Here is a 12,850-nt window from a genome sequence, read left to right as displayed (position 1 = left end):
ACTGACCCCGTAAAGTGAGACAAATAAAAAACACCTTTAAGTTGAAAACTGGGTATGTAGTACCTAACCATCACTTGGAGGTGTTTTTTCTATGGGAACAAGAGTCAGTTATCCAGTCGAACTAAAGTTAAAGGCAATTGAAATGAGATTAGCCGGTGTACCTGTAAAAGAAGTCTTATCACAACTAAACATTCGAAATCCTACCCAATTAAAAACGTGGATGAAGTGGTATCAAACTGGGGATGTACACCGGTTGGAACAGCCAGTAGGCAAGCAATATGCCTATGGAAAAGGTCCTGATTTTGAAAGCGAGACAGCGAAGTTAGAGGCTGAGAACCGACAGTTAAAGCAACAAATCGAGATTTTAAAAAAGTACAAGGAATTGGAAAGGAAGTGGTACCAGAAATCGCAGTGAACCTAGTGGAAGAGTTAAAAGAACAAATCCCTATTTATCAAATCTGTTTCCATCTTGGTATTCCCCGATCCACTTACTACCGTTGGAAGCAGCATAGTCAACAGGATACACGAAAGAAATGGATGGAACAGCAAGTGGGTGAACAATGTCGTGCACACAAGTTTCGATATGGCTATCGAAAAATCACAGCTGTACTCAAGCGAACCATGAAGATTAACCACAAGTTTGTGCAGCGTACCATGCAGAAATACGGTTGGCAATGTCGTGTTAAACGGAAGAAACGGCAGCGAACAGGGCAACCTTATCAGGTTGCAGAGAATGTATTAAATCGTGACTTTCAAGCTGAACGCCCTCTTCAAAAGCTCGTGACCGATATTACGTACTTGCCTTTTGGGCCGAAACCATTGTATCTTTCAAGTATTCAAGATTTATTTAACGGAGAGATTATTGCGTATTCCATAGGTGATTGTCAAAATGTCGCGTTTGTTTTAGACACGCTTAACCAACTCCCTTCTCTACCGGAAGGGTGTACGTTGCATAGTGATCAAGGCTCTGTGTACACATCGTATGCTTATCAACAAACAATTAAAGAGAAAGGCATTATCATGAGTATGTCCCGAAAAGGGACGCCCGCAGATAATGCCTCAATTGAATCGTTTCATTCCTCACTAAAGTCTGAAACGTTCTACCTTGACGAGTTGACATACACTACGACTACCATCGTAGAGCAAACCGTCAAAAGCTATATTACGTATTATAACCATGCCCGTATTCAAACAAAATTAAACAACCAGTCTCCTGTACAATACAGAAAACTGGTTGTTTAAAAGGTGTTTTGATTCCTGTCTCAAAAACAGGGGTCAGTCCCTTCCGCTAGGAGTTTTTTATTAATGGCAGCTTGCCCCCGGAGTGTTACGGACTTTTGAGCCTGTTTCACCACGAAGTAAGTCACCATCTGTTGCCACAATGATTTCATCAGTGACTGTATTTGAGATTGTACTCGCGACAAGCTGAAGCAAATCATTAACATTAACCTGAGAATCTTGAAACTGCTGAATAATTGGCAGCTCATCCAGCTCAGCTTGAATTCGATCGATTTTTTCTTCCACTTGCTTTAACGCTTCGGTTTTTCCATAGTGCTGAAAGTTCACCGCTTGTTTTTGCAAACTTTTAATGCTCGCAATTTTTTCGCGAACCTTTTGGTTTTCGTTCAGCTGAGCTTCTGCACGCTTGAAGAATTCGACTTCTTCCGTTTCAGAAATCATTTTTGCAAGCTCTTTCGCTCTAGCAATCACATCACTTTTTGTATACTGCGACATTTTACTTCACCTCTGCTGCTTCTTCTACCATCTCTCCATCTAAAGACCATGTCTTAGCTTTTGTAATTTTCACTTTTACAACTTGACCGATTACTGATTGTGGTGCTACAAAGTTTACAAGCTTATTCTTTTCAGTATAGCCCGCTAACACATCTGGGTTGTTCTTACTTTCACCCTCCACTAATACTTCGACAACACGACCTTCGTATTCCTGCATTTTCTTCGCAGAAATTTCGTTTACAAGCGCATTTAAACGCTGAAGACGCTCTTTTTTCACTTCCATTGGCACGTTGTCTTTCATTTTAGCAGCTGGCGTACCTTCGCGAGGAGAATAGATGAACGTATAAGCACTATCAAATTCAACTTCACGGTATAGTGATAACGTTTCTTCAAACTGTTCATCCGTTTCATTAGGGAAGCCAACAATAATATCTGTCGTAAGAGACGCTGTTGGAATTGCTTCTTTGATTTTGCGAACAAGCTCTAGGTAGTGTTCACGTGAGTACTTACGTGCCATGATTTTCAGAATATCTGAGCTACCTGACTGAACTGGTAGATGGATGTGATCAACTAGGTTTCCACCTTTTGCTAACACTTCGATTAAACGATCGTCGAAGTCACGTGGATGACTTGTTGTAAAGCGAATACGCAGAACATCAATTTTACGAATCTCATCCATTAAGTCACCTAGACCGTATTCCATATCTTCAAAGTCTTTTCCGTATGCATTTACGTTTTGACCAAGCAGCGTAATTTCTTTATAACCTTGAGCGGCTAAGTGGCGCACTTCTTGAATGATTTCTTCCGGACGACGGCTACGCTCTTTACCACGAGTGTAAGGAACGATACAGTACGTGCAGAATTTATCACAGCCGTACATGATATTAACCCATGCTTTGATGCTGCCTTTTCTTGCACGAGGAAGGTTTTCAATAACGTCTCCTTCTTTCGACCATACTTCAATCACCATTTCTTTTGCCATGTATGCTTCATTTAAAATATGAGGTAAACGATGAATGTTATGTGTTCCGAAAATCATATCAACATGCTGATGCTTTTGTAAGATTTTATTAACAACGGATTCTTCTTGTGACATACAGCCACATACTCCGATTAGTAAGTCTGGACGCTCACGCTTTAAAGCCTTTAAATGGCCTAACTCACCAAAAACTTTGTTCTCAGCGTTTTCGCGAATGGCACATGTATTTAATAAAATAACATGGGCATCTTGAACGGAGTCAGTTGGCTCATAGCCTAGGCTTAAGAAAATCCCTGCCATTACTTCCGTATCATGCTCGTTCATTTGACAGCCGTATGTACGAATATAAAACTTACGGCCTTGTCCCATACCTTTGAAACGCTCTTCAATAGAAAAGTCGTTATGATAAGCAACCTCTTCTTTACCACGCTTTTTTGCATCCTTTAAAGAAGGTGGCATATATACTGTTTGGAAATATTTACTGTAATCCTTCTCGGATTTTTTGTCCGCTGGAGTTACTTGTCCACTTTCTAAACGTTGTTTTTCGTTCATGTAAAAGCTCCTTTCAACGTGCACATTTACTAATTTTTTCATTTTTATGTGTTTCTTGATAAACTCGTAAAAAAAATGCCATTCATGTTTTTATTTTTTGTCTTTATTCATACAAAAAAATGAAACAGAATCACATTATATTAGTATATAACTTTCATCTATTGAACACAATAACATACCCTTCACCTGTAAAAAAGAAAATACTGCGGGGTGCAGTATTTTCTTGACGTTTATACTAAAATCTTTAACTCTTTTCCTACTTTTTCAAAAGCAGTAAGAGCAGCTGTTAATTCATCCTTTGTATGCTGAGCCGTTACGATTGTTCTAATTCTAGCTTTTCCTTTAGCAACCGTTGGAAACGCAATCCCTTGAGCAAAGACACCTGCTTCTGCTAGCTTTTCTGAAAACTTATGCGTTAATGCTTCATCACCAATAATAACGGGTGTAACAGGCGTTTCGCTGTGCCCGATATCAAAACCTAGCTCAGACAACCCTTTTTTAAAGAAGGCTGTGTTTTCCCATAGTGTCTCAATGAGCTCCGGCTCTTCAAGCAAGACATCAATAGCCGCACTGCATGCAGCCGTCACTGCCGGTGGATGAGAAGTACTAAATAAAAACGGTCGGCCTTTGTGAATGAGATAATCAATTAACGTCTGAGAGCTCGCAATATAACCACCAAGAACACCAACTGCTTTACTGAGCGTCCCTACTTGAATATGAACGCGTCCATCCAAACCGAAATGATTGACTGTACCTCGACCATTCTCACCAAGCACTCCGGAGGCATGAGCATCGTCTACCATCACAAGAGCATCATATTGTTCAGCTAACTCAACAATTTTAGGAAGCGGTGCAATGTTACCATCCATTGAGAATACACCATCCGTTACGATAATCCGTTTACGATAGTCTTTTGATTCTTTAAGCGCTCTCTCCAAATCCTCCGTATTCACATGCTTATATACTTTACGAGCAGCTTTTGTTAATCGAATTCCATCAATAATGGATGCATGATTTAGTTCATCAGAAATCACCACATCTTCATTTGTTAAAATGGATGAAAGCACGCCTTGATTCGTCGTGAAACCAGATTGAAATACAAGCGCTGCCTCCGTATGCTTAAATTTCGCTAATTTTTTCTCCAGTGCCTCGTGCATAGAAAATGTTCCTGCAATGGTTCTCACAGATCCCGTACCGGCACCATATTTCTGAACTGCTTCAATAGCTGCGCTCTTCATTTTAGGATGAGATGTTAATCCTAAATAATTGTTTGACGATAGCTGAATAAGCGTCTGCCCATTAATCTGCACCTTTGATCCTTGTTCAGACTCAATTGGTATTAGGTTGCGAAAAGTACCTGCTTTTTTCATTTCCTGTAGCTCTTGATCTAAAAATTCAAACCCTCTCATTTGACCTTTCCCCTTTCAACTATTCTAAAATGAATACAACTTTCCCGCATTTTCCTTCCATCATGAGCTCAAAGCCTTTTTCATAATCTTCTAGTGGCAAACGATGCGTAATTAGTTCGTTCATATTCAACTGATTTCCTGCCAATAAATTAGAAACTGTATACCAAGTTGAAAACATTTTACGCCCTGTAATGCCTTGAACTGTTACCCCTTTAAATACAATATCATTCGTCACATCAATGGAAACAGGTGCCGTTGGTAAACTTAAAATAGATACTCTTCCCCCATTTGCAACCATCTTAAATCCTTGATTCATTGCTGTGGACTGGCCTGACATTTCACAGACAACATCTATACCATTACCACTTGTCAACTTATTGACAACCTCTATCGGATCTCCATCAAGAGGATTAAGGGCAACATGAGCTCCAAGGTCCTTAGCCAAGCTCAAGCGATACTCATTCACATCCATCGCTACCACAAGAGATGCTCCAGAAGCTTTTGCAACGGCTACGGCCATTAAACCAATAGGCCCACATCCTATTACTAAGACAGATTTACCTGCAATACTATCATTTAAAACTGTATGAACTGCATTTCCAAGCGGTTCCTGCAAAGATGCAACGTCATGAGATAAGTGACTAGGGTTTTTCCAAATATTTTGAGCTGGTACAGCTACATACTCAGCAAAGCAGCCCATTCGGTCAACACCAATAATTTTTGTTTTTTGACAAATATGAGCGTTACCTAACAAGCACTGCATGCACCGTCCACATACAATATGCGTTTCAGCCGAAACAGAGTCCCCAATCTGTACGCTCGCTACATTTTGACCAACTTGAACAACTTCTCCCGAAAATTCATGACCGAACACATAAGGAGGGTTGACGCGTGAAGATGCCCATTTATCCCATTTATAAATATGAACGTCTGTACCGCAAATTGAAGTTGCTTTCACTTTAATTAATACTTCGTCTTCTGCAATTGATGGAATATCAACTTCAGTTAAAGCAGCTCCAAATCCCCTCTTATCCTTTATCAACGCTTTCATTTTTCCACCCATGGTGCACATCCCCTTTTTATAAAAACGCTTTCATCACAAATATATTAACACCTTTTTAAATTTAGGTAAATAAGCGAGTCCTCTCCACATATACATATGTCACCACGAGAGAAAAAATATCAAAAAAAACCTTCTTGACTCATCAAGAAGGTTTTTTCATTTACATAAATTCAGCTACAAGTTCTTTAAATTTCTCTTCCGACATCATTAAATCAGAATCAGCAAGTGGCTGGTCGCTATAACCATGCACAAGCTGCTGATAAGAAGGTTGGTTAGCATTTTGATAAATTAACCCTGTTACTAATCCATTGTGTTCCATTAATGTTTGCATCGCTTGCATACGATTTGATGGATCGTAGTTTTCAATTGTTTTAAGGCTTGTTAAATTCTCTTTAAACCAATCGTACGTATTCACTTTGTTATACGTTACGCATGGGCTGAATACGTTAATTAAAGAAAACCCTTTATGCTGAATACCTTGTTCAATTAAACTTGTAAGCTCTTTTAAATCAGTTGAAAAACTCTGTGCCACAAAAGTTGCACCAGATGTTAAAGCAAGTTCCATAACAGACAAAGATGATTCAATCGAACCTTCCGGCGTGCTCTTTGTCTTAAAGCCTACATCGCTACGAGGAGATGTTTGCCCTTTTGTTAAGCCATAAATTTGGTTATCCATTACGATATATGTCACATCAATATTACGGCGAATTGCATGAACAGTATGCCCCATACCAATGGCAAATCCATCGCCATCTCCACCAGAAGCAATAACCGTTAAATCACGATTAGCCATTTTCACACCTTGCGCAATTGGTAGCGCACGTCCATGAATACCATGAAATCCGTATGAGTTAATGTAACCAGAAATACGCCCAGAGCATCCAATACCAGAAATAACTGCTAGTTCATGTGGTTCTAGTCCTACGTTGGCCGATGCACGTTGAATTGCTGCTTGAACCGAGAAATCTCCACACCCTGGACACCAGTTAGGTTTTACACTATTACGAAAATCTTTAAACGTTGCCATTAATCAAGCACATCTCCTTACTTTTTGCGTAGACTTCTTGCGGTAGAAATGGATTTCCATCATACTTTAAGATACTCTGCACTTTATGGTGATTACCGACATTCATCTTTAAAATATTGGCTAATTGGCCCGTAGCGTTATTTTCCACTACAACGACCTTCTTCGCTCCATTTACATAAGGAAGAATTTCATCAGCAGGGAACGGATGAATCAAGCGAATATGCGCATGGTTGACGCGAAGTCCGTCTGCTTCTAAACGCTCCATCGCTTCTTCAATTGCCCCTCTTGTTGAATTAAAGCCAACGAATAAGACATCTGAATCAACTTCATCTGAATGTAGATGAATTGGTGTTTTAAACTGAATGTTGTCTAGCTTTCTCATACGCTTATCCATTTGGTTATTACGGTTAATTGGTGACTCAGAAGGCTTTCCTGTTTCATCATGTTCAACTCCTGTGACGTGATGAATACCATTTTTCATACCAGGAATAACGCGAGGAGAAACGCCATCTTTTGTCACTTCGTAACGCTTATAGTATTCTTTCGCTTCCAGCTCAGGAAGCTCATCGTTTTGAAGCTTTCCTCGGCGAATTTGAATGCGACTATAGTCTAGAGGATTCACAGATTGTTTTCCAAGTGAAAGTTGTAAATCCGTCAGCATAATAACAGGACACTGGTATTCTTCAGCTAGGTTAAATGCTTCGATTGTATCATAGAAGGCTTCTTCAACCGTACTTGGCGCCATCACGATTTTCGGAATTTCACCATGAGTGCCGTAGATCATTGCCATTAAGTCGGATTGTTCTTGTTTTGTCGGCAATCCTGTACTTGGGCCTCCACGCTGTGTATCAATGATAACGATTGGCTGCTCTGTAATCCCTGCAAGACCAATTGACTCCATCATAAGAGATAGCCCAGGACCCGCTGATGCTGTTAAGGCACGAACGCCGGCATAGTTTGCACCAATTGCCATTGTACACGCTGCAATTTCATCCTCAGTTTGAATAACCGTACCGCCAAACTGCGGAAGCTTTTTAATTAAATACTCCATAATTTCTGATGCAGGCGTAATTGGATATGCAGGCATAAAGCGCGCTCCACCTGCTACAGCACCTAAAGCTATAGCGTCATTTCCAATCATAAACATACGCTTTTGTCCATCTGCTGGTTCAAGTCTCATCGTTTCTAAATTCTCACCAAGCTGCTCACGAATATATTCTGCGCCTCGTTTAATAGCTTCCATATTCTTTTGAACAACTTGTTGTCCTTTGCGACCAAAAATCTCTAATACTACTTCTTCGAATACATTTGTATCAATATGTAAAACAGCGCTTGACGCTCCTACTGCTACCATGTTCTTCATTAAAGACGTTCCAAGTTCAGTTGCAATTTCGGTAAACGGTACGGAATACAACGTTGCTGTTGTACAGTTTTCAGGAAGTGCTGGTTTAAACTTCGCATCTCCAATGACAATGCCACCTTGACGAAGCTCATGTACGTTCACATCGATTGTTTCCTGATCAAACGCTACTAAAATATCTAAATCATCTGATACAGAACGCACTTGCGTTGTACTTACACGAATTTTATTGTTTGTATGTCCACCTTTAATACGTGAAGAAAAATGACGATAGCCGTATAAATAGTATCCCAATCGATTTAAGGCAGTTGAGAAAATTTCACCTGTACTTTCGATTCCTTCACCCTGCTGACCGCCAACTTTCCATGAAAGCTGCTTTACCATCTAAGCCACTCCTTTTATTCTGTCAAGATTGCTCTTCTTTCTAATGAAATCATTCTAAAAGTGAGCAATAAAATACTAAGTTTCTTAATCCGTCTACAATTCTATTCCCACATGCGCTAAAATGCAACCCTTTCCACATAATTCACAGATTTATATTTTTACCGTATTTACTAGGTTCATTATGGTAATCGTTGCACAAAATTTGAAAATAAAAATCGATGCACTTGGTCCGCTGAATAATGCTTATGTAGTTGGTTAATTAGATTGTGATAATCTTTAAATTTACTTAGTCCTACTACTGTTTGATCAATACCATCAAAGTCTGAGCCAAATCCAACTGAATACTCTCCTCCTCTGCTACATATATAATCCAGATGTCTTAATACATCATCCACGGTCGCTTCATTTTTATCCGTTAAAAACTGCGGGACAAAGGTAATGCCAATAACACTCTTTTTTTTCAGTAAGGCATCAATTTGATCATCGCGTAAATTCCTCGGGTTCGAACACAGTGAATACGCGTTTGAATGAGTTGCGACAACGAAATCCGATTCTTCTAATACATCCCAAAAGCCTTGCACTGATAAGTGAGAAACATCGGTCCAGACTTTATGACGATTATTTTCCTTTACAATCTCTTTGCCAAAGCTAGACAAACCGGCACCACGTGGTTCTAGAATACCATCGCATGCCGCATTCGCATAGTTCCATGTCAGACCTACTGACCTAACCCCTAAAGCAAATAGCGTTTGTAAACGAACGAGATGAACTCCAATAGCATCACACCCTTCTAAACTAAGCATTGCGCCTATTTCTTTCTTCCCTAAACGTACAATATCCTCCTGTGATCGAATCCACTTAACGTTCGGAGAGCTAATAATATGCTTTTTAAAGAGCTGCACCATTTCAAGAGCCACGTCAAACTGCTGCTCTGCTGGAACAGCTTCTGGAATAAAGATAGCAAATATTTGTACTTTACCACCTGCTTGCTTCATTCCATCAATCGTTGTATGGAGGTTCGGGCTATTTTCCACAGATAAATGTTGATTCCACCATAACTTGGCTAACACGTCACAATGCGCATCGAAAATCATTTCCTCTACTCCTTTCAATCTATTATTTACAAAAAAGACCTGCTAGGTTATACCTAGCAGGTCCCGTCCATTTTATGATTAACGAGGTTCAACGATGAGTTTAATCGCTGTCCGTTCTTCCCCGTCAATTTGAATATCGGTAAAAGCAGGAATACAGATTAAGTCGACACCGCTTGGCGCTACAAAACCTCGAGCTATTGCGACTGCTTTTACTGCCTGATTTAGTGCACCAGCGCCAATCGCCTGAATTTCAGCTGCACCACGTTCGCGCAATACTCCGGCTAAAGCACCAGCAACTGAATTCGGGTTAGACTTCGCCGAAACCTTTAAAATTTCCATATCTAACTCCTCCTTATTCTTTACAATGTATGATGAGAGATCATTAGACCAATGACTTAATTGATTTCAATGATACTATATTCACGAAATAGTAAACGTATTCCTGCTTGTTTTCTCTAATTGTTTAAAAACTTGTCGTTTGTACATATTCGCTAATCTTTGTTCTTTTTCGCTCAGTAAAACGACAAAAAAAGCGGTACGCCTCCACAGAAACATACCACTTTTTTTATCTCATTTATTCAAAAAAAGGATGATCATCATTAATTAAAATCCGATCAATTTTTTTAGCTTGACCTGTTTTCTCATCAAGGTCAATAATAACTCCACTCAGCTGCGTTCGACCTTCCTTTGGAACTTCAAAGCGAACTGGAAGCGATGTTAAGAAACGCTTCATTACTGCTTCTCGCTCCATGCCTAATATACCATCATAAGGACCTGTCATTCCAACATCTGAAATATATGCAGTTCCTTGAGGTAAAATACGGTTATCAGCTGTTTGAACATGCGTGTGAGTTCCAACTACAGCACTTACGCGACCATCTACATACCAGCCAATCGCCTGCTTCTCACTTGTGGTTTCGGCATGAAAATCAACAAAAATAATTGGCGTACGTTGCTTTGCTTGTTCAATTAACTCATCAATCTTTTTAAACGGGCAGTCAAGGGGGGCCATAAACGTTCGACCTTGTAAGTTAATAACAGCTACTTCATATTGATTGTAGGTTACATATGTAATTCCTTTTCCAGGCGTTCCCTCTGGGAAATTCGCTGGACGCACTAAGTTCTTAGCATCATCAATGAAATCAAAGATTTCGCGCTTATCCCATGCGTGATTACCAAGCGTGACTACATTTGCACCAGCTTGTAAAAATGCCCGATATATTTTTTCCGTAATTCCTTTTCCAGACGCAGCATTTTCACCATTTACAATTGTTAAGCCTGGCGCATATTTTCTCTTTAATCGTGGTAAATATTCTTCTACCATATCTCGGCCTGGAGAACCAACAACGTCTCCAATAAATAAAATTCTCATCTTTTAGCTCCTTATTTCTGACTCAAAAAAATAAAGTGGCAATCGCCACTTTATTTTACTTATTTCGCGTATTCAACAGCTCGTGTTTCTCGAATTACTGTTACTTTAATATGACCAGGATAGTCTAGTTCATCTTCTATGCGTTTGCGAATATCACGCGCTAAGCGATGCGCTTCTAAGTCACCAATCGTATCTGGTTTAACCATAATGCGGACTTCACGTCCTGCTTGAATAGCAAATGATTTTTCAACACCCTCATAAGACTCAGAAATTTCTTCAAGCTTTTCTAAGCGACGGATGTAGTTTTCTAACGTTTCACTTCTAGCACCCGGCCTTGCAGCTGATAACGCATCTGCTGCAGCAACTAGAACAGCAATAATTGATGTCGGTTCTGTGTCACCATGGTGTGAAGCAATTGCATTAATAACAACCGGATGCTCTTTATATTTCGTAGCTAGCTCGACGCCAATTTCAACGTGGCTTCCTTCTACCTCGTGGTCGATTGCTTTTCCAATATCGTGAAGCAAACCTGCACGCTTCGCAAGCGTAGCATCTTCACCAAGTTCAGAAGCCATCAATCCAGCTAAATGAGCAACTTCCATCGAATGTTTTAAGACGTTCTGACCATAGCTCGTTCTGAATTTCAAACGACCTAGTATCTTCATTAAATCTGGATGCAAGCCATGAACTCCAACTTCAAACGTCGTCTGTTCACCAACCTCACGAATATACTCATCTACTTCACGACGAGATTTCTCAACCATCTCTTCAATTCGAGCTGGGTGAATACGTCCATCCTGAACAAGTTTGTCCAAGGCGATACGTGCCGTTTCACGGCGAATAGGGTCAAAACCTGATAAAATAACTGCTTCTGGTGTATCATCAATAATAAGATCAATACCTGTTAATGTCTCTAATGTACGAATATTTCGACCTTCTCGACCAATGATTCGACCTTTCATCTCATCGTTTGGTAAGTTAACAACTGAAACCGTTGTTTCAGCTACGTGATCTGCTGCACAACGCTGAATCGCAAGCGAAAGAATTTCTTTAGCCTTTTTATCTGCTTCTTCTTTTGCACGATTTTCTGTTTCTTTCACCATCATCGCAACATCATGGGAAAGTTCATTTTCAACACGATCTAAAATAATCGCTCGTGCATCGTCTCTCGTTAAGCCTGAAATGCGTTCTAGTTCCGCTTGACCAGCCTTGACTAATTCTTCAACTTTGCTTTCCATCTCTTCAATATGCTGTTGTTTAACAGTAAGAGAATTATCTTTCTTTTCAAGTGCCGCTTCACGTTTATCAAGTGACTCGTCTTTACGATCAAGATTTTCCTCTTTTTGCATTAATCGATTTTCTTGTTTTTGAAGTTCTGCTCGACGATCACGAATATCTAGTTCTGCCTCTGTACGAAGCTGATGGATTTCATCTTTCGCTTCTAATAAAGCTTCCTTTTTCAAAGCTTCCGCTTCACGGGTTGCATCATCGATAATTTGTTCTGCATTTGACTTTGCTCCCGCAACCTTAGCTTCAGCAATCGATTTACAAACAAAAAAGCCAACAACTGCACCGACGATTAGGCCAAGCAAAGCGAAGATGATTGTAATTATATCCATCATTTCACCTCCCCTTGCTATAAACTTGTAAGTTTTTAATTTCATGTCGGCATGTATATCGTCTTCACCTTTCAATATACACACAAAGGCTTTTAAACGCTAAAATGTTTTAAAAAGGGAAAATATACATCTTAATTGTAAGTCTGTCCATTTTTATTGTCAAGCCTATGAAAATGCTATGTCACGAAAATTCATGCGCTTGCTATCACTATGATTAACATTTTTTTCAAAAAAAAGACCCTTTTTTAAAAAAGAGT

Annotated in this window: 11 protein-coding genes; 1 reads left to right on the top strand and 10 read right to left on the bottom strand. The window is 39.7% G+C overall.

Features of this window, described 5'->3' with window-relative positions; genetic code table 11:
- Positions 1–91 precede the first annotated feature (91 nt).
- Positions 92–1,242, top strand: a protein-coding gene (locus V2145_RS04245; protein ID WP_330987294.1) for an IS3 family transposase whose coding sequence is annotated in 2 segments (ribosomal slippage) — positions 92–365 and positions 365–1,242 — 1,152 coding nt in all. Because the reading frame shifts where the segments join, the coding sequence is not laid out codon by codon here.
- Between the two features lie 60 nt (positions 1,243–1,302).
- Here the strand turns inward: V2145_RS04245 and V2145_RS04240 are convergent.
- From V2145_RS04240 to rny, 10 genes are all read right to left on the bottom strand, one after another.
- Complete coding sequence (locus V2145_RS04240) at positions 1,303–1,734, bottom strand: RicAFT regulatory complex protein RicA family protein (RefSeq protein WP_094912516.1); 432 nt, start codon at positions 1,732–1,734, stop codon at positions 1,303–1,305.
- Position 1,735: 1 nt separating this feature from the next.
- The gene (miaB, locus tag V2145_RS04235; protein ID WP_094912517.1) at positions 1,736–3,265 is read right to left on the bottom strand and encodes a tRNA (N6-isopentenyl adenosine(37)-C2)-methylthiotransferase MiaB; all 1,530 of its coding nucleotides are present in this window, start codon (positions 3,263–3,265) and stop codon (positions 1,736–1,738) included.
- Positions 3,266–3,495: 230 nt separating this feature from the next.
- On the bottom strand, positions 3,496–4,674 hold the full coding sequence (locus V2145_RS04230) for a glycine C-acetyltransferase (protein ID WP_330987347.1): 1,179 nt from the start codon (positions 4,672–4,674) through the stop codon (positions 3,496–3,498).
- Positions 4,675–4,693: 19 nt separating this feature from the next.
- On the bottom strand, positions 4,694–5,737 hold the full coding sequence (gene tdh / locus V2145_RS04225) for an L-threonine 3-dehydrogenase (RefSeq protein WP_094912519.1): 1,044 nt from the start codon (positions 5,735–5,737) through the stop codon (positions 4,694–4,696).
- A gap of 160 nt (positions 5,738–5,897) precedes the next feature.
- A complete protein-coding gene (locus V2145_RS04220) occupies positions 5,898–6,764 on the bottom strand; it encodes a 2-oxoacid:ferredoxin oxidoreductase subunit beta (protein ID WP_094912520.1) in 867 nt (288 codons plus the stop codon).
- Complete coding sequence (locus V2145_RS04215) at positions 6,751–8,508, bottom strand: 2-oxoacid:acceptor oxidoreductase subunit alpha (protein WP_330987346.1); 1,758 nt, start codon at positions 8,506–8,508, stop codon at positions 6,751–6,753. Before V2145_RS04215 ends, V2145_RS04220 begins: the two co-directional genes overlap by 14 nt.
- A 179-nt stretch (positions 8,509–8,687) precedes the next feature.
- Positions 8,688–9,602 (bottom strand): dipeptidase, encoded by a 915-nt coding sequence (locus V2145_RS04210; protein ID WP_131888178.1) that lies wholly within the window; start codon positions 9,600–9,602, stop codon positions 8,688–8,690.
- A 78-nt stretch (positions 9,603–9,680) separates the two neighbouring features.
- Positions 9,681–9,941: a stage V sporulation protein SpoVS gene (gene spoVS, locus V2145_RS04205; RefSeq protein WP_003181955.1), complete on the bottom strand. Its 261-nt coding sequence runs from the start codon at positions 9,939–9,941 to the stop codon at positions 9,681–9,683.
- 235 nt (positions 9,942–10,176) lie between these two features.
- Positions 10,177–10,974, bottom strand: coding sequence for a TIGR00282 family metallophosphoesterase (locus V2145_RS04200; protein ID WP_094912523.1), 798 nt, complete (start codon positions 10,972–10,974; stop codon positions 10,177–10,179).
- 59 nt (positions 10,975–11,033) lie between these two features.
- A complete protein-coding gene (gene rny, locus V2145_RS04195; protein ID WP_025908598.1) occupies positions 11,034–12,593 on the bottom strand; it encodes a ribonuclease Y in 1,560 nt (519 codons plus the stop codon).
- Positions 12,594–12,850: the final 257 nt, after the last annotated feature.

Origin of the sequence: Priestia sp. GS2 (assembly GCF_036409025.1) — a bacterium.
Lineage (GTDB): Bacteria > Bacillota > Bacilli > Bacillales > Bacillaceae_H > Priestia > Priestia aryabhattai_A.
This window is presented reverse-complemented; position numbering and strand designations above follow the sequence as displayed.